Genomic DNA, 20,486 nt, shown 5'->3' with positions numbered 1-20,486 from the left:
TAGATTACTCACAGGTAGTGTGTCCTTAACGTGCTATTAAAGCACATAGCGGACGTCATCAAGATTGCCCAGCTCAGTGTAGATAATTTCGATGTGCTCTTTTGAAGTGACAGTTGCTACCAAGGTAACCGATTCATAATTGCCTTTGCTGCTTGGCTTGGTTTTTGGTGCATAATCGCCCGGAGCATGTGTTTGCATCATTGTTAGTACTTGCTCAGTTAGTTGCACATTAGCAAGACCCATCACCTTAAAAGTGAATGGACAAGGAAACTCTAGAAACTCATCAAACTTGGTGTTTTTTACCGGCTTGACCATAATATGTGACCCTCTTTTACAGCACAGGACGCAGAACAACTAATCAGATGATTAGCCTATAATGGTGCGCATTCTATCATTTTTTAACGCAAAAAAAACGCCCCTGAGTAGGAGCGTCATTTTAATGCTATTCAAGCAACACGATAGCGTTATTTACTCGATGATTTGTAAACGTAAATAGTCGTAAATCTTGCTGAAGAAGCCGCCTTCTTGCACGCTCTCTAGCGTCACTAGCGGGTAGCTTGCAATGTCTTCGCCTTCTAGGCGTAAGTATAACGTACCAACTTTAGAGCCTTTTTCTAGCGGTGCTTCTAGGGTTGTGTCTAGTTCAAAGTTTGCTTCTAGATTTTTCTGTTGGCCGCGTGGAATAGTGATAGGGGTATCTTGCAAAATACCTAATGCTACGGTTTCTTTATCGCCCATCCAAATGCGTTGATCAGCAAATTTGTCACCTGCTTGATATGGCGTGACCGTTTCAAAGAAGCGAAAACCGTAGTTTAGTAGCTTTTTGCTTTCAACCTTACGTGCGCGCTCAGACTCAGTACCCATTACCACAGCGATTAGGCGCATGTCGCCCTTGGTTGCTGAAGACACTAAGCTATAACCGGCTTCGCTAGTGTGGCCTGTTTTGATGCCATCGACATCCAAGCCTTGATCCCACAGTAAGCTGTTGCGGTTAAACTGCTTGATACCGTTGAAGGTAAATTCCTTTTCTTTGTATAGCGCGTATTCTTCTGGCACATCACGGATAAGCGCAGCACCTAAAGTGGCCATATCACGAGGTGTCGTATAATGCGCGTCAGTGTCTAGGCCATGGCTGTTAATGAAGTGTGTGTTGCTCATACCTAGCTTTTCAGCGTGGGCATTCATCAAATCAGCAAATGCTGACTCACTACCTGCAATATGCTCTGCCATAGCAACACAGGCGTCATTACCTGATTGGATAATAATGCCGCGATTGAGGTCTTCAACGCTCACTTGCTTACCCACTTCAATAAACATTTTTGAAGATTCAGGGAAGTTTTTCGCCCATGCATTTTCACTGATAGTGACCATGTCTGTAGGTGCAATATTCCCTGCTTCAATTTCAGTTCCGATAACATAACTGGTCATCATCTTGGTCAAGCTAGCTGGGGCAAGCTTAGTGTCAGCTTCGCCTTCAGCGATGACTTTGCCTGTTGTGAAATCAACAAGGAAGTAGCCTTTAGCGTTTACTTCAGGTGGCGCAGGGATGATCTGGGCGTTAGCGGCAAAAACGGCGCTTGCACAAAGCAAACCACTAAGGCCTTTTAGGAGAGTATGTTTCATGGATTTCATTATACTTTTATAAATTTGTTTATGAGTAAAAATGCGGTTATGCCGATATCTTAAAGGGCTTGGTCGTCATAAAGCAAGAAAGCTTGGGCGAACTGCCGACTTTTTAACTGCTCTAGTAACGATTTAGCCTGATGCTCGTCGGCTATTGGACCCAAACGCAGGCGAAAAATTCCATCATTTTGCGTTTTAATATGCGTTGGGACATTAAAATCTTGCTCAAGCTGCATTGCCAGTGCTTGAATGTTTGCAAGCTTGGAGCCAGCCGCCACTTGAATGTATTTAGTACGAGGCTTTGAGCCAGCAAGCGTAAGCGCTTCTAACTTAACCCTTGCTGTACCCTTGAGATGGTAGCCGAGTTTGTATGCTGCTGAGTAAGATAAGTCGATAATTCTGTCTTGGTGAAACGGTCCACGGTCGTTGACCCTAACGATGACGCTTTTGCCATTATCTAAGTTAGTTACCCGCACAAAGCTAGGTAGGGGCAAGGTTTTGTGTGCGGCGGTCATGGCAAACATGTCGTAGGTTTCGCCATTAGACGTTTGGTAGCCATGAAACTTTCGACCATACCAAGAGGCAATGCCTTGCTCAGTAAAACCCGTCTCATCGAACACTGGTACGTAGTGTTTGCCGTTGACTTCATAGGGACGATTCGCTGCTGCACTTTTGGGCTCGTCGGTGATAACCGCATCTTGCAATTCAATGGCTGTGGGTTGTCGCATTGGCGCTGCATCGTGGGTCATAGAATAGCGTCCAGAATTGCCATTGGGTCCTGAACTACAGGCAGCCACAAGTAAACACATGGAGAGTAGGACGAGCGCGCGAAAAGTCATTATTTGTTCAACATCCGTTTTTCTGTAGCAATGCTCATTATGATGCCAAAGCCTGCAAGCAGTGTCACCATAGAAGTCCCGCCGTAGCTAATAAGGGGAAGGGGAACGCCTACTACAGGTAAAAGGCCTGATACCATGCCTATATTCACAAACACATAAACAAAGAAGGTCAGCGTGAGGGCGCCCGCTAGCAACTTGCCAAACGCTTCTTGGGCGTTCACCGCAATGTACAAGCCTCGAGCGATGATAAATAGATACATGCCGAGTAAGAACAGTACACCAATCAAGCCAAACTCTTCACTCAAAACGGAAAAGATGAAGTCGGTATGACGCTCTGGTAAAAATTCAAGTTGTGACTGTGTGCCTTGAAGCCACCCTTTACCTTCGATACCGCCAGAACCAATGGCGATTTTAGATTGAATAATGTGATAGCCCGAACCAAGAGGATCGCTCTCTGGATTTAAAAACGTCAGTACGCGCTGTTTTTGATAGGCATGCATGCCGTAATGCCAAAATGGCCACGCGCTGATCCCCGCAATGGCGACTAGGCTGCCGATAAGTTTCCAACTCACTCCAGCAAGAAACAGTACAAATAATCCTGAACTGGCTATCAAAATAGAGGTACCTAAGTCTGGTTGCTCTTTGATAAGTAGCGTAGGCACCATCACTATCACCAAGCCAATAAACAAGTTAGTCATGGTTGGTGGCAGGTGGTTTCTGCCGATGTACCAAGCAACGCACATGGGCACGGCCAGTTTCATAATCTCTGAGGGTTGAAAGCGGATGCCTATGTCAAGCCAGCGCTGCGCCCCTTTGGAACTGACACCCACGAATAATACCGCAACGAGCATCAATGTGCCGACGATATAGGCTGGGATCACCACCCGCTTTAGCGTGGTGGGAGAAATTTGTGCGCAAACCATCATTGCGATAAAAGCACCCGCCATACGTGTACCGTGGCGCAACATCATACCTGAATCTTGACCACTGGCACTGTAGACAATAGACAGACTCATAACCATCATCGCCATCAAAGCCAGAAATAGTGGCATATCGATGTGCATGCGTTGCCAAATTGAGCGTTTAGCGGTAGCGGGGATCATGGTTGTGACTCCTCATTCGCACGTGCCACCACGCTTTGCGAAGCGCTGCTTGATGTGTTTGCGAGCGGATTAGCAATAAAATAGTAATCCATTACTTTGCGAGCAATGGGCGCTGCAACTGTACTACCGCCACCACTGTTTTCGACGATGACTGTAACAACAATTTTAGGGTCATTAAATGGCGCAAAACCAACGTAAATGGCGTTATCGCGATGGCGCTCTTTGAGTTTTTCAGCATCATAGCGCTCACCTTGAGCAATGCTGACTACCTGTGCGGTCCCTGTTTTACCTGCTGGGTCATAATCAGCACCTAAGAATGCTTTGTGTGCCGTTCCCGTTACTTTTTCTACGGTATTGTGCATCGCATCAAGGGCAATTTGCCAATGGCGTTCATTTTTAAGTTCAACGGGTGGCTTTTCTTGGTTATTGATATCTTCGCGCACGTTGTCATGGCCTAGTTGGCTAACAAGATGCGGAGGATTGTGCTTACCCTTGTTCACAAGGATGTTAACCGAGTTGGCAATTTGGATGGGCGTTACCGTCCAATAACCCTGGCCTATACCCACCGAGATACTGTCTCCGGGATACCAAGGCTCTCTGAAGCGACCGCGTTTCCAATCGGCAGTAGGCAAGATTGCGCTGGTTTCTTCTGAAATATCAATTCCAGACAAATCACCAAAGCCAAACTGGGCCATAAAGTCACTGATTTTGGTGATGCCAGCACGGTAGGCAATATCATAAAAATAGGTATCGCACGACTCTTCAATCGCCTTATACACATCGACGTGGCCATGTCCCCAGCGTTTCCAGTCACGCCATTTGTGGTCCACATTCGGAATTTGGAAAAAGCCTGGATCCCACATTTTCGTACTTTCGCTTACCAAGCCTTCTTCCAGACCAAAGATGGCCATGTGCGGCTTAATCGTTGATGCAGGGGCATAGCGACCTTGCGTTGCGCGGTTGATGAGTGGGCGGTCAGGATTTAATAATTCTTTGTAGTCTTTAGAGCTAATTCCGTGCACAAACAGGTTTGGGTCATAGCTTGGATTGGAATATAGGGCAAGAATCCCCCCCGTTTTAGCATCCAAGGCGATGACTGCACCGCGCATATCTTGTAGCGCCAGTTGTGCGATTTGTTGTAGGCCGATATCCAATGTTAAGTGTAAATCTTTGCCTGGAACCGGTGGTGTTTCTTCTAAACGGCGTAATACGCGTCCGCGGTTGTTAATTTCCACCGATTGAGAACCTACTTCACCGTGCAATAGGTGTTCGTAAAATTTCTCTAATCCCAACTTACCGAAATCGCGTGTTGCACGGTAATTGGTAGCCAAGTCTTCTGCTTCTAACTGAGCTAATTCTTTCTTATTTAATTTAGCAACATAGCCCAGTGCGTGGGTGAGGGTGTCGCCATAGGGGTAATAGCGGGCCAGTCGCGCTTCGATACTAAAGCCTGGAAATTTATGTTGGTTAACTGAGAATAACGCCACTTCTTTCTCGTCTAGTCGACTTTTCAGCACCTGACTTTTAAAACGACGGTTGTTGCGAATATCATCAAGAAACTCTTGGCGCTGCTGTGCTGATATTTCGATAAGTTGGCTGACTTTATCGAGCGCTTCATCAAGGTTGTCGACTTCTTCGGGAATAACCTCTAGGTTGTAAACGGGTTTATTCTCCGCCAATAAATAGCCATTGCGGTCGTAAATTAGGCCGCGATTTGGTGCTACCGGAATAACCTTTATACGGTTTTCGTTTGAACGGGTTTGGTAAGAATCGTGAGCAACTATTTGTAAATTATAAAGATTTGATATTAGTATCGCGACCAACAATAAAACAAAAATAAATGCAGTAAAAGCGCGTCGCGCAAACAAGTTGGCTTCGGCAGAATGGTCGCGAATGGGAGTGCGTTTACGCAGCATTGTTTATTATTATTCTCGATGATAAGGATGGTTATTATTCAAGCTCCAGCCTCGATAAAGGCTCTCAGCTACAATAATGCGCACTAGCGGGTGTGGCAAGGTTAAATTTGATAATGACCACTTTTGCTCTGAACGCGCTACGCACTCGGGTGCCAATCCTTCGGGGCCACCGATCAGTAAGCTAACGTCACGCCCATCTAGCTGCCATTTCTCCATGGCTTTGGCGAGCTGATGCGTATCCATAGCTTTGCCTGTTACTTCAAGGGTAACAATGCGGTTGCCTTTGGGAATTGCTGCAAGGGTGCGCTCACCTTCTTGCTGTAAAATGCGTTTGATATCGGCATTTTTACCGCGCTTTCCTGCGGGGATCTCGATTAACTCTAGGGCCATGTCTTTGGGAAAACGGCGCTGGTATTCGCTAAAGCCTGCTTCAACCCAAGCAGGCATTTTGGTGCCAACTGCAACCAATTGAATCTTCAAAGCTTAACCCCAAAGTTTCTCTAGTTGGTAGAAGTCACGCGTTTCGTCTTGCATTACGTGTACAACAACATCACCTAAGTCCACCAATACCCACTCACCTACGTCTTGACCTTCTTGGCCAATAACGTGGAGGTTGTGCTCTTTTGCTTCTTTGGCAAGGTGCGCGGCAATAGACTGTACTTGGCGCTTAGAATTACCTGAGCACACCACCATGTAATCTGTGATGCTGGATGTTTCGCGTACGTCTAGAGTGATCACGTCACGCGCTTTCATGTCGTCAATTTTGTCTAATGCAAAGTCAAGAAGTTCGTTGGTTTGCAAAATAAACTCTCTGTTCAATTAAGTATTTTCAAGCAGATAATATTAACACTTTTACACGCCTATATACAGGCGCTTATCAAGGATATATTGGTTTACGGCATCAGGAATAAGGGCCGAGCAATCAAGCCCTGCTTTAAGACGCCCTCGAACATCAGTGGATGACTCGCTGCGCTGTGGCCCAGCTAAAAAATGCACCAAGCCTGCGGGCGTTGACCGCAATTTATGTACATCTTCGCACTGATTGCCATTGAGGTAGCGTTTAAGCGTTTCACTTACACATAAGACCTCATGAGGGCGCTGGTACACCACTAAATGGCACAGCTTTAAAATATCTTGCCACTGATACCATGTATCGAAGCTATTAAATGAGTCCATGCCCAGTAAAAAACAGATTGATTCTTGATGTCTGCCTTGCTCATCAAGTTCAGCACGTATTTCTTGTAAGCTCAGCAGTGAATAAGATGGACCTTGGCGATTGAGCTCGCGCTCATCAATAACAAATTGCGGATAGTGGGTGATTGCTAGTTTGAGCATCGCTAACTTGTCTTCGTTGCGAATACCACTGTCACGCTTGTGCGCAGGCACGCGATTAGGCATCAAATAAAGTACATCTTCACTAAAGTGTTGCAGGCATTGATGTGCCATATTGAGGTGGGCGTTGTGCACGGGATCAAAAGTACCACCGAATAACAGCATAACTATTCCTTAGACCTAGTCCTCGAAGCAAGGAGCAGCAAATTCCAATGAGCGACAAAAGCTCACACTAATGTGCGCTAGCATAGGATAGGGTGAGGTAAGTCTTCCGCTTTTGTAGGCACTGTCAAATTGCGCCAACAAATCCAAAATAGTGTGTATGTGTGCACCATTGATGCGATGCAACGCTTGGCTGTATAGCCCCTGTTGGTTTTTCCAAATGGCGAGCTGCTTACAGGCGGCATCAAATGACATGCCAGAGCTTTGCAACGACTGTAACTTTTGCAGTTGTTGCGCTTCTTTGGTCAGCGCCCACGCAATGGCCGTGGCTTCGGTGTTGTCGTTTTGCAAACGCTGTAATACCTGCATGGCTTTGTCAGCGTCACCGCTTAACACCGCATTGGCTAGGTCGAATATATCAAAGCGATTTTGATTTAATAACATACCAAGCAAGGTGCGGCCATTAATCGCGCGCTGGCCAAACAATAAGGACAGTTTTTCTAATTCTTGATGACAGGCCAGTAAGTTGCCTTCTGTGGTGTCGAGGAGGACTTGTTTAGCGTCATTATCAAGGTTGAGATTTAAGCGCCGACAATGGCCATCTAGCCAACGTCTCAGATGATTACCTGTAAGTGGATAACACGGCACGAATACGCCGTTTTTATCTAATGCCTTGAACCAGGCACTGCGTTGAATCTCTTGTGATGCTTTTGCGCCATGAATAACGATGACGCAATCAGGGTTTGGGTCTTGCGCATATTTTTTTAAATGCTCAGCACCCGTTTTGCCAGGTTTGTGGCCCGCCAAATCGATATCAATTAGGGTGAGTGCGCTGAACAATGACATGCTTTGGTAATGAGCATCCACTTCTTGCCAATCAAACTGCGCGCCTGGGGTCAGCTTGATGATTTCATCAAAACCTTGTGCTTTGGCACACTGCCTTATTTGTCCAATACATTCACTGACTTGGAAAGGCTCTTCCCCGAACACCATAAAAAAAGGAGCGAGGCCTTTTTGCAGTTGTTGTGGTAGTTGATTGGCATATATGCGCATTACAGTTGAGCTAGCTCCCGCACGATACGACGACTTGCTTGTTTACGTAACTCGTCGAGCAAAATGTTCATTTCATTTGCTTTAGCGAGTGCGTTGTCTGGGTCGTCTTGATAGTTGCGATACAACTCAAAAAATTGGTCAATCGGCTTGTCACCGGCACGCTCAATGCGATACGAGACTGAGTAAATAAGCTCATACTCGGCAACCTGACCGTTTTTAAATAACGATAATACCCGTCTATCTAGCGCATCTGACTTGAGTGTCAGCGTGGGTGAATTTGCTCTGAGGTTTTTATTCACCTGCACATTGCTGATCTCGAGCTCAGTAATGAGCCTCTCTAATAACGCTGAATTAGGGTCTGTCGCAGTGACCTCCATGACCATCAAGTCGGCCGGTAAATCTGACGCTCGTTTTAGGTGAAAGCCACAGCCGCTTAGTGCAAGCACTAAGCAACTGATTATAACCGCGAGGGTAGTGCGAGATGCGGCGAACATTTTAGTTCGCCACCACGTTAAGTACTTTACCCTTGATGTAGATTACTTTACGCACTGTCAGTCCATCCGTAAATTTCTGTACATTTACATCTGCGAACGCTGCGGCTTCAACCGCTTCTTGGTCTGCATCTGCTGGTAAAGTTAGCTTAGCACGTACTTTGCCATTTACTTGAACAACAACAAGTTTTTCGCTCTCAACCATGGCTGATTCATCAGCAACAGGCCAGCTCGCATCAAGGATATCACCGTCTTTACCCAAGTCTTGCCAAAGCTGGTGAGATAAGTGCGGCGTGATAGGCGCAAGCATAATCAACATTGCTTCGAGCGCTTCATTCGCCACGGCTTTATCACCATCACTTTCAAGCGGCGCTTTGATCAACTTGTTTGACAGCTCCATTACGGCAGCAATTGCGGTATTGAATGTTTGACGACGCTCTAAGTCATCAGTGATCTTAGCGATTGCTTTATGTAGCTCACGGCGTAGTTCTTTTTGCTCTTTAGAAAGCGAGGCTACATCCAGTGCCACAAAGCCTGCGTTTTTCACATCAACCGCGTATTTGTATACACGCTTGATAAAGCGGTGTGCACCTTCTACACCAGAGTCTGACCACTCAAGCGTTTGCTCAGGTGGCGCTGTAAACATCATGAATAAACGCACTGTATCGGCACCGTACTGGTCAATCACCTGCTGCGGATCGATACCGTTATTTTTAGACTTCGACATCTTGCTCATCCCTGCGCTTTGAACAGGTTGACCATCGTCTTTGTGCCACGCTTTAATGATGCGGCCTTTGTCGTCTTTTTCTGTTTCAACGTCGGTAGGTGAAATCCAGATATCACCGCCTTTTTCGTCCTTACGGAAGTAAGTTTCCGCAAGTACCATGCCTTGGCATAGTAGGCGCTCAAACGGCTCGTCTGAGTTCACAAGACCAAAATCACGCAGCAGCTTGTGGAAGAAGCGCGCGTAAAGAAGGTGCAAGATAGCGTGCTCAATACCACCAATGTATTGGTTTACTGGTAGCCAATAGTTGGCAGCACCAGGCTCAAGCATACCTTCGTCATAACGAGGGCTGCAGTAACGTGCGTAGTACCAAGAAGACTCCATAAAGGTATCGAAGGTATCCGTTTCATGGAAAACCGTTTCACCGTTTACTGTGGCTTTTGCCCACTCTGGATCAGATTTAATTGGTGAAGTTACACCGTCCATTACCACATCTTCTGGTAGACGCACAGGCAGCATATCTTCAGGCGCAGCAAGTTCTGAACCGTCTTCTTTGTTCAACATAGGGATTGGTGAGCCCCAATAACGTTGGCGGCTTACACCCCAATCGCGTAGGCGGAAGTTCACTTTGCGCTCACCCACACCCAGTTCACTCAGCTTGTCAGCAATGGCGTTGAATGCACCATCAAAATCTAAGCCGTCAAATTCGCCAGAGTTAACTAGCGTCCCTTTTTCTGTGTAAGCTGCTTTTGATAAATCGCACTCATCGCCTTCATTTGCTGCGATAACTTGTTTAATCTCAAGGCCGTATGCAGTAGCAAACTCAAAGTCACGTTGATCGTGCGCAGGCACAGCCATAACGGCACCTGAACCGTAATCCATCAATACGAAGTTGGCTATCCAAATTGGTACTTCTTCACCAGTAAGCGGGTGAATGGCTGTTAAGCCCGTTGCAATACCTTTTTTCTCCATAGTTGCAACGTCCGCTTCTGCAACCTTGGTGTTTTTGCACTCTTCAACGAATGCGGCAACGTCAGCATTGGCAGCAGCTGCTTCTTGTGCAATTGGGTGACCTGCTGCAACTGCAACATACGTTACCCCCATAAAGGTATCTGGACGTGTGGTGTAGACACTAAACTCGCCTTTGCCATCAGCACGCTTGAAGGTGATATCAACACCTTCTGAACGACCGATCCAGTTACGTTGCATGGTGCGAACCTGCTCTGGCCAATGCTCTAGCTTGTCTAAGTCGTCAAGAAGCTCTTGCGCGTAGTCAGTGATCTTAATGAACCACTGTGGAATTTCTTTTTGTTCAACAATTGCACCTGAACGCCAACCACGACCGTCAATAACCTGCTCGTTAGCGAGTACAGTTTGGTCAACTGGATCCCAGTTTACGGTCGACATTTTCTTGTACACTAGGCCTTTTTCGTAAAGCTTAGTGAAGAACCATTGCTCCCATTTGTAATACTCAGGGTGACAGGTTGCAATTTCGCGATCCCAATCATAACCAAAGCCAAGTAACTTAAGTTGATTGCGCATGTAATCGATGTTTTGGTATGTCCAATTTGCTGGTGCAGTGTTGTTCTTGATTGCTGCATTTTCAGCCGGTAGACCAAACGCGTCCCAACCCATAGGTTGCATCACGTTCTTACCTTGCAAGCGCTGGAAGCGAGATACTACATCACCGATGGTGTAGTTACGCACGTGACCCATGTGTAGTCGACCACTTGGGTAGGGGAACATAGATAGACAGTAAAACTTCTCTTTCGAGTCGTCCTCTGTCACTTTAAATACCTTGTTTTCGTCCCAGTACGACTGGGCTTTCGCTTCGATTTCCTGCGGGTTATATTGCTCTTGCATCTACTATTCCAGACTTCTTGCAAAATGATGACAAATTTGCCCGATAGCATACCCCAAATCAATGCTTAATCACAGCAACCAACGGGCTTTTTTATTGTTGCGACTGAGGTGCTAATGAATTGCGCGTGAGTGAGGCACAGCACAGTCTCTTTTGTGTTCACAACCGCGGTCATTGATTGTCAATAAAAGCAAAATATAAATATGGCAATAGGCGGTATGGAATTGTTCACAAGCAGTCTATAGTTAAAGGTATCAACTCGTATTTTTCACAAGGAATTCAAATGGCTGATTATCGTCAATGGTTATCAAAGTTCAGTGATTGGCTCAAAGATGTGAATGACCATGAAGTGAAAGAAATGGTGCAAACCTTTGTTGAATCTAAGCAGGCGCTAAAGGATTTAAGTAAGGATAAATATGAGCAATACAAGTTGTATTTACAGCGTGATATTGACCACTTCATTGAACATGAAAAGCACTACAATGCTCTGGCATGGGAAGAGCTCAAGGAGTCGCTGTGGTATGAATTGGCGCATATTGAGGACAAATCGCAATTGGAATGGCTTGCGCTCAGCCAAGACTTTAAACACAAAGGTGTATACCGCAGTGGGGAATGGATAGCCATGGGCACCTTAGTATGCCAGAATTGTCATTACCAAGAAGACGTTTACCATGCCAGTGAAATTAAGCCTTGCCCTGAATGTGGCGGCGTTCACTTTAATCGTCAAGCACTGCAACCATAAACCTTAAGGCAGTGTGCAAAATAACAAGGGCTCATGATGAGCCCAACATAAGACGTGTAGTATGAATAAAAAAAACTCTGTTGCTGTTAGTACTTTGAGCGCTGATGCGCTTGCACCACAAATTTCCGACAATCACATTCGCACTTGTCTTAGTCACCCGTACCCTGAAGAGCTTTCCTTTATCGGTCAGCAGCGTGCTGACAGTGCACTTGAGTTTGCACTTGGAATGCAATTGCCTGGCTATAACACCTATGTTATGGGTGAGCCTGCATTAGGACGCTTTACCTTAGTGCAGCATAAACTCCAACAACATGCCAAAGACCGCGAAACTCCGCGTGAGTGGTTGTACGTAAACAACTATCAGGATCACCGTGAGCCTATAGCCTTGTTGATGAACCCGGGCGAGGGGCAAATACTGGTTGATGATATTGATGCTATCCTCGAGGAAATTCTCGATACCTTCCCAGCTGCTTTTGACAACCCGGGTTATCAGCGCAAAAAGAAATCAATCGACCGTGAATTCGAAGATAAATATGAAGACGCACTGGCAGCGGTTGAAGAGTTGGCGAATCAGCATAACGTTGAATTAATAGAAGATGATAACAATGTTGGCTTTGTACCCATTGTTAATAATCAACGTTTGAGTGACGAGCAATTCAGCGCATTAGATGAGCAAACGCAAGAGCGTTTTATTGAAGCAATCGGTGAGCTTGAAGATGCACTTATTGATTCTTTAATTGAGTTACCAAAATGGAAGCGTGAGTCCAGCGAAGCGCTGCGTAAACTTAAAAAGGCGACCGCTGAGGCTGCGATTAAACCATTGCTCAAAGAACTTGAGCACAAGTATGCGACCCATATAGGTGTGCTGAGGTATTTGAAAGACTTGCGCTCTGAACTCGTTGATACCGTGCTTGAGTGGCTTGACGAAGAGCAAAGTAACGACAAGAACGAGGAAGAGTACGACCGCAAAGAGATGCTCACTGAGTTCTTTGCGCCTAACTTGCTGGTACCTTACAAAGAAGACGATGCAGCGCCAGTGATTTATGAGCCGAACCCAACATTTGGCAACCTATTTGGCAAGATTGAGTATTCAACATCGCAAGGCTCGCTTGTTACCAGTTATCGCAGTATTCAACCCGGAGCATTACACCGCGCTAATGGTGGTTATTTAATCATGGATGCGGAAAAAGTAATGTCTAATGCGCAGGTCTGGGATGGTTTGAAGCTATCGCTAAAAACGCACCAGATTAAGAATGACTTACCCTATCAAGACAGTTCAGTAGGCAGTAGCTTTACTTTGCGCCCGCAGCTTATTCCACTTGATGTTAAAGTGATTCTACTGGGTTCACGTGACTTATATTACGCCCTCAATGAGTATGATGAGGAATTTGCGGAGCACTTTAGGGTGTTGGCTGATTTTGATTACTATCTGCCAGGTTCGGACAAGTATCAGTACCAGTTTATTACTAAGGTTCAGGAGTACTGCAAAGAGACACTTAAAACTGAGCTTAACTGCGATGCCATGAAGCTACTATTGCGCTTTAGCCACCGTCAAGCAGAGCATCAGAAAAAGCTCTCAGCGCGTTTTGCCGATGTGCTTGAGTTGATTGCTGAGGCAAGCTTTTATGCCCGCCAAGACAAAAGTGCAGAAATTAGTGCTAGCCATGTGCAAGAAGCACTAGCGGGTAAAGAGTACCGCACAGGGCAAATGAGCGAGCACATGCTGAGCGATATTCGTGAGGGTCATATCCTTATTGCCACGCAGGGACAAGCGGTAGGTATGGTTAATGGGTTAACTGTGCTGCACGTGGGGGACACCTCCTTTGGTACACCTGCGCGGATCAGTGCATCGGTATATGCCGGCAGCGATGGTGTTATTGATATCGAGCGCGAAGCAGAGCTTGGTAAGGCAATTCACTCAAAAGGAGTCATGTTGCTTACGGGGTATTTAGGTAGCAAGTATGCGCAAGATTTTAGCCTTACGCTAAGCGCTAATATTGCCATAGAACAAAGCTATGGTTATATCGATGGAGACAGTGCCTCTCTTGCTGAGCTATGCGCTTTGGTTTCAAGTATCACTCAAGTACCTATTGACCAAGGTATCGCTTTAACTGGGTCTATCAACCAACGCGGTGAAGTACAGGCCATAGGCGGAGTGAATGAGAAAATTGAAGGTTTCTTTAAGCTGTGCCAAATGCGTGGCTTAACAGGCCAACAAGGGGTGATCATTCCACGTTCAAACTGTGTGAACTTGGTGCTTAATCAAGACGTAATTGATGCAGTTGAGCAGGGGCGATTTAATATCTATCCAGTCTCAAGCGTTGATGAGGCGTTGAGCCTATTAACAGGTAAAGAGTGTGGAGTGCTGAGCGATGGAGCGTATCCACAAGGCAGCATACATCATCTGGCAATGGAACGATTACGGGCAATAGCGGCCATTGTTGGCGGTGAGGAAGATGACAATGCTTAATGCTATTTTGATGATCATCATCGCGGTGTTGATCGTGTTAACTATTCGTGGGCATTTAAAAAATCGCGAAGTCGCAGCACAAAATAAGCAAAAAGAAGCACAATTTTTCGCTACCAACAAAGACGAAGAGGGGATTGAGGTGCTCGATTGTGGTGTGCATATGCGTTGGCACAGCCGTAATGAAGATGCACCGCAACCGAGCGCGACAGATAAAGTGCGGGTGCATTACCGCGGCACTTTGCTTGATGGGCGAGAGTTTGATAGCTCCTACAAACGTAACCAACCCCTTGATTTTAAACTCAATCAAGTCATTAAAGGATGGCAATTTGGGCTACAACATATGCATGTTGGCGATAAGGCCACGTTATATATTCCTGCGCATCTAGCTTATGGCGACAGGCGAGTAGGCATTATCGAACCTGCAAGTACGCTTGTCTTTGAAGTTGAATTACTGAGCATGAGTTAATCATACCAATCGTATTGGAAAAGCGATGACGAATGTGGTGTTTGATTATTTTAATAAGTTGCAGCGGAGCTTACGCTGAACAACGACTCATTTGAGAAGGGCGCTTTTAAGCGCCCTTTTTCTTTTTGTAGCCTAATACTGTCGCCACGCCCATAAATACAAGCACTATAGCCCAGCTTGGCCAGTGTCCGAAGCGCGAGTAAACACTGTTACCTTTGATGAGATGCACATCACTTACCAATACATCATCTACGAATTGCTCGAGGCTGACTTGAGCATGGGTGATCGGATCATACACAGCAGTCACCCCAGTGTTCGTAACTCGCACTAATGGTCGCATCAATTCGAGCGCGCGCATGCGAGATATTTGCATATGCTGATGGGGTCCATGAGAGTCACCGAACCAGGCATCATTACTTACCGTGAATAATAAGTCTGACTCGCTTGTGTAGTTTTCGCGTACTAAATCAGCAAATGCAATTTCGTAACAGATAGCCGGCAAAATGCGATAACCATTAGCAAGCAAATTATTTTGCACGCGCTCGCCGCGGCTAAAGCTCGACATGGGTAAGTTAAACAGTGGAGCGATAGGACGCAGTAGATTTTCGAAAGGGACAAATTCGCCAATCGGTAACAACTGATGTTTGCGATAGCGGTTTTTATGCAGATACACGTACTGGCCTTGTGTGCTATCGGCATTTTGCTTCCCTACGACCACCAGTGTGTTATATGCATTGCGGGTGTCATACTGATAATCCACAATCCCCGTGATCAGCGCGGTGTCGTTAAATACGGCGGCCTTATCAAGTGAGCGCAAAAAGTCCCCGGCAAAGCTCTCGAACTCGGGTATTGCTGCCTCGGGCCACACTACTAAGTCCGCACTCCAGTGTAAGCGTGTCATGTCTTGATACTTGAGCATGGTTGGCCAAAAGTTCTCAGGCTGCCAACGCATACTTTGTTTGATGTTACCTTGTACCAAGGCAACACGCATGTGTTTGTCTGCGCGTTCTGCACTATTGAGATAGTGACCCGCTAGGGCAACGCCTAGCATCACCACCGCGGTGGCTGCAGCGCTGTGCCATGCTCGTGCTTGCACCAATCTAAAGATACTGTAGGCAATCGCTGTAACGATCAGTGTCAGGCCGAATTCACCAGTTATTGGTGCAAATAGATTCAGCGGTGCATCAGTTTGAGTGTAACCAAAGGATAACCAAGGAAAGCCAGTAAGGAGTTTACTGCGCAACCACTCTGTTGTGGCAATGCTTAACAATATTGGCGCAAACCAATAGCCAATGCGCTGATGCAGCCAGTTCGCAGTGGCCATTGCTAAAGCAGGGAATAGTGCCAAATAAACAACCAGTAAGGCCATCACCAGAATCGAGGCAATGATAGGTAAACCACCAAATTGAGCGATGGATACATGTACCCAACTCACACCTGCACCAAACCAGCCTAACCCGAACACAAAGCCGTACCATGCCGCGCGTTTGGGTGGTTGCGTGTAACTACAGGAAAATAGGGTGGCGATGCTTGCAAAAGCAACGGGCCAAGCGCCGAAGGGGGCATAAGAGAAGGTCAAAACAAGGCCGGCAACCAGTGCCAGCCATGTTTTAGGGTCTGCAAGGCGGTGCTTAAGCCGCGTTAGAGTCTTCGCTATCATCCGATTTTGGCAAGGTCACTTGCAATTGCAAAATTCGGCGGTTATCCGCGTTCGTAATTTTGAATTGCAAAGGCTCTATATCGATAACTTCACCACGACCTGGCATATGGCCAAAGGCGTGTAACACGATACCGCCAATAGTGTCGGCTTCGTTAGTGTCGAACTGGGTATTGAATGTTTGGTTGAAGTCGTCAATGGAGGTGAGTGCCTGCACTGAATACACGTGTTTTGAGACCTGCTTAATTTGCTGGTTCTCTTCTTCATCGTGCTCGTCTTCAATTTCACCGACTATCAATTCAAGGATATCTTCGATGGTTACAAGGCCAGATACACCTCCGTACTCATCGATAACGATAGCCATGTGATAGCGCTGCTGGCGAAAATCATTGAGTAAGGTGTCGGCACGCTTACTCTCTGGCACAACAATAGCTGGGCGCAATAATTCGCGTAACTCTGGAAGATCGGCTTCTTTATCCATAAGTAATGGCAGCAAATCTTTCGCTAGCAAGATCCCTTCGATATGGTCTTTGTCCTCGCAAATAACCGGGAAGCGTGAGTGCGAGGACTCAATCATAGCCGGGAGTTGGTCGAACAAAGGTTGGTCAACATCAAGGGTAATCATGTGCGAGCGAGGGATCATGATATCGCGTACTTTGAGTTCAGATACTCCTAATACACCTTCAATCATTTCCTTGGTTTCAGGATCGATCAGATCGCGCTCTTGTGCGTCTGAGATCACTTCTGCCAGCTCTTCCTTATTTTGGGGCTCTCCCTGAAACATCTGGGCTATACGATCTAACCAAGATTTACCAGAAGAACCCTCTCTACTATGCGAGTTTTCGTCGCTCATTAGCTTTATGCGCTCCAAGTTGAATTAATTCCGATAATGAGAATACACTCACTATTGGGATTAACACTCATCGTCCCTGTATGGGTCGCTAATATCAATACTGGCAAGCAAACGCTTTTCCAATGCTTCCATAATATGTGCGTCATTTTCATTTATATGGTCATAGCCAAGTAAATGCAAGCATCCGTGTACCACCATGTGGGCAAAGTGGTCGTGGAAGTCTTTGTCTTGCTCAAGAGCTTCACCATATACTACTTGAGGACATATAATCAAATCACCCACCAGTGGTAATTCCACACCAGGAGGTGCATCAAATTCAAATGACAGTACGTTAGTTGGCTTGTCTTTGCCTCGATAGCTATGATTTAGACTCTGGCTCTCCTGCTCGTCAGCAATACGAATCGTGACCTCAGAGTCAGGCTTTAATTCGTCTAATACCAATGCCGCCCAGCGCTGAAATTGCGCTTCACTTGGCAGGTTGTCGAACTCACAGGCAATTTGTAAATCAACGTAAGTACTCATGAGTCAGACTCTTTTTTAGCTTTTTCTTTGTTAGCGCGTTTCACACGCTCAATTTCTTCATGATGTTCATAGGCTTCAACGATACGCGCAACCACAGGGTGGCGAACAACATCATGAGATTGGAAGAAGTTCATGCTGATTTCATCAACTTCACCAAGCACTTCAATAGCATGGCGTAGTCCAGAACGAGCACCTCGTGGTAAATCCACCTGAGTAATGTCACCGGTGATCACCGCTTTTGAGTTAAAGCCAATACGGGTTAAGAACATCTTCATTTGCTCCACCGTGGTGTTTTGGCTTTCGTCTAAAATAATAAAGGCGTCATTGAGGGTGCGGCCACGCATGTAAGCAAGTGGTGCAACTTCAATCACGTTCTTTTCGATTAAACGCTCAACCTTCTCAAAACCCAGCATTTCAAATAAGGCATCATAAAGAGGGCGCAAATAAGGGTCTATTTTTTGCGTTAAGTCACCAGGTAGGAAACCTAATTTTTCACCGGCCTCAACAGCGGGGCGGGTCAACAGAATGCGTCTAATTTCTTGGCGCTCTAAAGCGTCTACCGCTGCAGCCACCGCTAGGTAGGTTTTGCCCGTACCCGCAGGGCCAATACCAAAACAAATATCATGGTTAAGGATATTGGCTACATACTGACTTTGATTAGGGTTGCGAGGCTTGATAACACCACGACGTGTTTTGATAAACACCTCTTTCCCCCACACACTAGGTGCATCTTGCTCAAGCACGTCAGCTTCGATAATAGCCAAATGTACGTGCTCAGGTTCGATATCTTTCCCTTTGCCTTTTACGGGAGCTGTTTCCACATACAGGCTTTTGAGAATGTCACCTGCTGCTTTGGCAGTGTGCGGCTTACCGGTAATTTTGAACAGGTTCTCACGATGAGCAATCTCTACCCCCAGACGACGTTCGATGTGCTTTATATTCTCGTCAAATGGTCCGCACAAAGAAGATAAGCGTGCGTTGTCAGACGGTTCTAAATAAATCTCGATGTTCTTCAGCTGGTTACTCAAAGTTGCTTCCTGTTGTTGCCTGTCAAGGCGAGTTCAGCGCCTTGGCATATATCTCTTTATTATTTTTATACTTAGTTTGGCGTGAATGTGCCAACACCAATATCGTTGGTTTGCTCGTCACTTGGTGCTTTAGCAAGAATCTGGCTAGGCGCGATATCACGACGTAAATTCATCTCATCCTCAGTGCGGATAAGTTCACCACGAAGTGAGTTAGGTAGTGCCTCGGTGATACGTACGTCCACAAACTGGCCGATCACTGAGTGCGGACCTTCAAAGTTCACCACGCGGTTGTTTTCAGTGCGACCACGCAATTCCATTGGATTCTTCTTAGAAGGACCCTCAACAAGAATACGTTGCTCTGTACCAAACATATCGCGACTGATCTTTTGCGCCATTTGGTTAATACGGTCTTGAAGAATGTAAAGACGTTGCTTTTTCTCTTCTTCACTTACATCATCAGGCAAGTCTGCCGCTGGAGTACCCGGGCGTGCACTGTAGATGAAGCTAAAGCTCATATCAAAACCAATGTCATTGATGAGCTTCATCGTTGCTTCGAAGTCTTCGGTTGTTTCACCTGGGAAACCGATGATGAAGTCAGAGCTCATACTGATATTTGGGCGCACTTTACGCAATGCGCGAATGGTTGATTTGTATTCCATGGCCATGTGACCACGTTTCATCAGGTTAAGAATGCGGTCAGAGCCACTTTGTACAGGCAGGTGAAGGTGATCAACGAGCTCTGGTACATCAGCGTAAGCGTCAATAATGTCTTGAGTGAATTCAACCGGATGAGACGTGGTGTAACGAATGCGGTCGATACCATCAATCGCTGCTACATAGCGTAATAGATCAGAGAAGTAGCAAATTTCACCGTCATGAGTCGCACCGCGATACGCATTTACGTTTTGACCAAGTAGGTTTACTTCACGTACACCTTGCTCTGCAAGCTGGGCGACTTCAAGTAATACATCATCAAGGGGACGGCTTACTTCTTCACCACGGGTGTAAGGTACCACGCAGAAGGTACAGTATTTAGAGCAGCCTTCCATGATAGATACAAACGCACTTGGGCCTTCAGCTTTTGGCTCAGGTAGACGGTCAAACTTTTCAATTTCAGGGAAAGTGATATCAACCACTGAACCTTCTTTGTCTTGCACTTGTTTAATCATTTCAGGCAAACGGTGCAATGTTTGTGGGCCAAATACGATATCTACGAAAGGCGCACGTTGACGGATGGTGTCACCTTCTTGCGAAGCAACACAGCCGCCTACACCAATCACAAGATCAGGGTTCTTCTCTTTTAGAGGCTTCCAACGACCAAGCTGATGGAATACTTTTTCCTGCGCTTTTTCACGGATTGAACAGGTGTTAAGCAAAATAACATCCGCATCTTCAGCCTCTTCCGTAAGTTGATAACCATTTGTATCATCTAGAAGATCCGCCATTTTCTGAGAGTCATATTCATTCATCTGACAACCCCAGGTTTTAATATGCAGCTTTTTGCTCATTGAAATATTGCCTCGTTTTCAATCCGGTACTGAACTATGCACGACTAAGCGATATGAATGCTCGAACATCACTAATGAGTCTGAGCTTCGCCTAAAGGACGCGTATTTTATATGCTATCGGCCTATGAGCCAAGTA

The 20,486-nt window shown here is 46.1% G+C and carries 19 protein-coding genes; 3 read left to right on the top strand and 16 right to left on the bottom strand.

The window, feature by feature from the left end:
* Positions 1-36: 36 nt before the first annotated feature.
* From ybeD to leuS, 11 genes are all read right to left on the bottom strand, one after another.
* The gene (gene ybeD, locus AAEU32_RS01605; protein ID WP_421968781.1) at positions 37-315 is read right to left on the bottom strand and encodes a DUF493 family protein YbeD; all 279 of its coding nucleotides are present in this window, start codon (positions 313-315) and stop codon (positions 37-39) included.
* A 153-nt stretch (positions 316-468) separates the two neighbouring features.
* Positions 469-1,632 carry a serine hydrolase gene (locus AAEU32_RS01600; RefSeq protein ID WP_421968780.1) on the bottom strand — a complete coding sequence of 388 codons (1,164 nt, stop codon included), beginning with the start codon at positions 1,630-1,632 and terminating at the stop codon, positions 469-471.
* A gap of 50 nt (positions 1,633-1,682) precedes the next feature.
* On the bottom strand, positions 1,683-2,462 hold the full coding sequence (locus tag AAEU32_RS01595) for a septal ring lytic transglycosylase RlpA family protein (protein WP_421968779.1): 780 nt from the start codon (positions 2,460-2,462) through the stop codon (positions 1,683-1,685).
* On the bottom strand, positions 2,462-3,565 hold the full coding sequence (rodA, locus tag AAEU32_RS01590; protein ID WP_421968778.1) for a rod shape-determining protein RodA: 1,104 nt from the start codon (positions 3,563-3,565) through the stop codon (positions 2,462-2,464). The genes AAEU32_RS01595 and rodA overlap by 1 nt, the downstream gene beginning before the upstream one ends.
* Entirely contained in the window at positions 3,562-5,481 is a 1,920-nt protein-coding gene (mrdA, locus tag AAEU32_RS01585; RefSeq protein WP_421968777.1) for a penicillin-binding protein 2, read from the bottom strand. Before mrdA ends, rodA begins: the two co-directional genes overlap by 4 nt.
* 9 nt (positions 5,482-5,490) lie before the next feature.
* Entirely contained in the window at positions 5,491-5,961 is a 471-nt protein-coding gene (gene rlmH, locus AAEU32_RS01580; RefSeq protein ID WP_421968776.1) for a 23S rRNA (pseudouridine(1915)-N(3))-methyltransferase RlmH, read from the bottom strand.
* Between the two features lie 3 nt (positions 5,962-5,964).
* Positions 5,965-6,282, bottom strand: a complete 318-nt coding sequence (gene rsfS / locus AAEU32_RS01575; protein ID WP_421968775.1) for a ribosome silencing factor — start codon at positions 6,280-6,282, stop codon at positions 5,965-5,967.
* Positions 6,283-6,333: 51 nt separating this feature from the next.
* The gene (gene nadD, locus AAEU32_RS01570) at positions 6,334-6,978 is read right to left on the bottom strand and encodes a nicotinate-nucleotide adenylyltransferase (RefSeq protein ID WP_421968774.1); all 645 of its coding nucleotides are present in this window, start codon (positions 6,976-6,978) and stop codon (positions 6,334-6,336) included.
* Positions 6,979-6,993: 15 nt separating this feature from the next.
* Complete coding sequence (gene holA, locus AAEU32_RS01565) at positions 6,994-8,028, bottom strand: DNA polymerase III subunit delta (protein WP_421968773.1); 1,035 nt, start codon at positions 8,026-8,028, stop codon at positions 6,994-6,996.
* Positions 8,028-8,522: an LPS-assembly lipoprotein LptE gene (locus AAEU32_RS01560; protein WP_421968772.1), complete on the bottom strand. Its 495-nt coding sequence runs from the start codon at positions 8,520-8,522 to the stop codon at positions 8,028-8,030. The genes holA and AAEU32_RS01560 overlap by 1 nt, the downstream gene beginning before the upstream one ends.
* Position 8,523: 1 nt before the next feature.
* A complete protein-coding gene (leuS, locus tag AAEU32_RS01555; protein ID WP_421968771.1) occupies positions 8,524-11,106 on the bottom strand; it encodes a leucine--tRNA ligase in 2,583 nt (860 codons plus the stop codon).
* 281 nt (positions 11,107-11,387) lie between these two features.
* Between leuS and AAEU32_RS01550 the strand changes: the two genes are divergently transcribed.
* The 3 genes from AAEU32_RS01550 to bamJ all read left to right on the top strand — a co-directional run bounded on the left by AAEU32_RS01550 (position 11,388) and on the right by bamJ (position 14,782).
* On the top strand, positions 11,388-11,846 hold the full coding sequence (locus AAEU32_RS01550; RefSeq protein ID WP_421968770.1) for a zinc ribbon-containing protein: 459 nt from the start codon (positions 11,388-11,390) through the stop codon (positions 11,844-11,846).
* 61 nt (positions 11,847-11,907) lie between these two features.
* Complete coding sequence (locus tag AAEU32_RS01545) at positions 11,908-14,316, top strand: Lon protease family protein (protein ID WP_421968769.1); 2,409 nt, start codon at positions 11,908-11,910, stop codon at positions 14,314-14,316.
* Positions 14,309-14,782: a BamJ family beta-barrel-assembly machinery protein gene (gene bamJ / locus AAEU32_RS01540; protein ID WP_421968768.1), complete on the top strand. Its 474-nt coding sequence runs from the start codon at positions 14,309-14,311 to the stop codon at positions 14,780-14,782. The genes AAEU32_RS01545 and bamJ overlap by 8 nt, the downstream gene beginning before the upstream one ends.
* 106 nt (positions 14,783-14,888) lie before the next feature.
* On the opposite strand, the gene lnt is transcribed toward bamJ, so the two are convergent.
* The 5 genes from lnt to miaB form a co-directional block, all read right to left on the bottom strand.
* Positions 14,889-16,442 carry an apolipoprotein N-acyltransferase gene (gene lnt / locus AAEU32_RS01535; RefSeq protein ID WP_421968767.1) on the bottom strand — a complete coding sequence of 518 codons (1,554 nt, stop codon included), beginning with the start codon at positions 16,440-16,442 and terminating at the stop codon, positions 14,889-14,891.
* Positions 16,414-17,292, bottom strand: a complete 879-nt coding sequence (gene corC / locus AAEU32_RS01530) for a CNNM family magnesium/cobalt transport protein CorC (RefSeq protein ID WP_421968766.1) — start codon at positions 17,290-17,292, stop codon at positions 16,414-16,416. The genes lnt and corC overlap by 29 nt, the downstream gene beginning before the upstream one ends.
* A 60-nt stretch (positions 17,293-17,352) precedes the next feature.
* Complete coding sequence (gene ybeY / locus AAEU32_RS01525; RefSeq protein WP_421968765.1) at positions 17,353-17,814, bottom strand: rRNA maturation RNase YbeY; 462 nt, start codon at positions 17,812-17,814, stop codon at positions 17,353-17,355.
* On the bottom strand, positions 17,811-18,842 hold the full coding sequence (locus AAEU32_RS01520; RefSeq protein WP_421968764.1) for a PhoH family protein: 1,032 nt from the start codon (positions 18,840-18,842) through the stop codon (positions 17,811-17,813). Before AAEU32_RS01520 ends, ybeY begins: the two co-directional genes overlap by 4 nt.
* Positions 18,843-18,913: 71 nt before the next feature.
* Positions 18,914-20,350, bottom strand: coding sequence for a tRNA (N6-isopentenyl adenosine(37)-C2)-methylthiotransferase MiaB (gene miaB / locus AAEU32_RS01515; protein WP_421968763.1), 1,437 nt, complete (start codon positions 20,348-20,350; stop codon positions 18,914-18,916).
* Positions 20,351-20,486 lie beyond the last annotated feature (136 nt).

The sequence above is a fragment of the Pseudoalteromonas maris genome (assembly GCF_049257235.1).
In the GTDB taxonomy this organism is placed as follows: Bacteria; Pseudomonadota; Gammaproteobacteria; order Enterobacterales; family Alteromonadaceae; genus Pseudoalteromonas.
This window is presented reverse-complemented; position numbering and strand designations above follow the sequence as displayed.

Coding starts and splice junctions, on each gene's coding strand:
- ybeY (WP_421968765.1), bottom strand. CDS start 17,814: ATGAGTACTTACGTTGATTTACAAATTGCCTGTGAGTTCGACAACCTG.
- lnt (WP_421968767.1), bottom strand. CDS start 16,442: ATGATAGCGAAGACTCTAACGCGGCTTAAGCACCGCCTTGCAGACCCT.
- ybeD (WP_421968781.1), bottom strand. CDS start 315: ATGGTCAAGCCGGTAAAAAACACCAAGTTTGATGAGTTTCTAGAGTTT.
- miaB (WP_421968763.1), bottom strand. CDS start 20,350: ATGAGCAAAAAGCTGCATATTAAAACCTGGGGTTGTCAGATGAATGAA.
- bamJ (WP_421968768.1), top strand. CDS start 14,309: ATGCTTAATGCTATTTTGATGATCATCATCGCGGTGTTGATCGTGTTA.
- rodA (WP_421968778.1), bottom strand. CDS start 3,565: ATGATCCCCGCTACCGCTAAACGCTCAATTTGGCAACGCATGCACATC.
- AAEU32_RS01600 (WP_421968780.1), bottom strand. CDS start 1,632: ATGAAATCCATGAAACATACTCTCCTAAAAGGCCTTAGTGGTTTGCTT.
- holA (WP_421968773.1), bottom strand. CDS start 8,028: ATGCGCATATATGCCAATCAACTACCACAACAACTGCAAAAAGGCCTC.
- leuS (WP_421968771.1), bottom strand. CDS start 11,106: ATGCAAGAGCAATATAACCCGCAGGAAATCGAAGCGAAAGCCCAGTCG.
- AAEU32_RS01595 (WP_421968779.1), bottom strand. CDS start 2,462: ATGACTTTTCGCGCGCTCGTCCTACTCTCCATGTGTTTACTTGTGGCT.
- AAEU32_RS01560 (WP_421968772.1), bottom strand. CDS start 8,522: ATGTTCGCCGCATCTCGCACTACCCTCGCGGTTATAATCAGTTGCTTA.
- AAEU32_RS01545 (WP_421968769.1), top strand. CDS start 11,908: ATGAATAAAAAAAACTCTGTTGCTGTTAGTACTTTGAGCGCTGATGCG.
- AAEU32_RS01550 (WP_421968770.1), top strand. CDS start 11,388: ATGGCTGATTATCGTCAATGGTTATCAAAGTTCAGTGATTGGCTCAAA.
- corC (WP_421968766.1), bottom strand. CDS start 17,292: ATGAGCGACGAAAACTCGCATAGTAGAGAGGGTTCTTCTGGTAAATCT.
- nadD (WP_421968774.1), bottom strand. CDS start 6,978: ATGCTGTTATTCGGTGGTACTTTTGATCCCGTGCACAACGCCCACCTC.
- mrdA (WP_421968777.1), bottom strand. CDS start 5,481: ATGCTGCGTAAACGCACTCCCATTCGCGACCATTCTGCCGAAGCCAAC.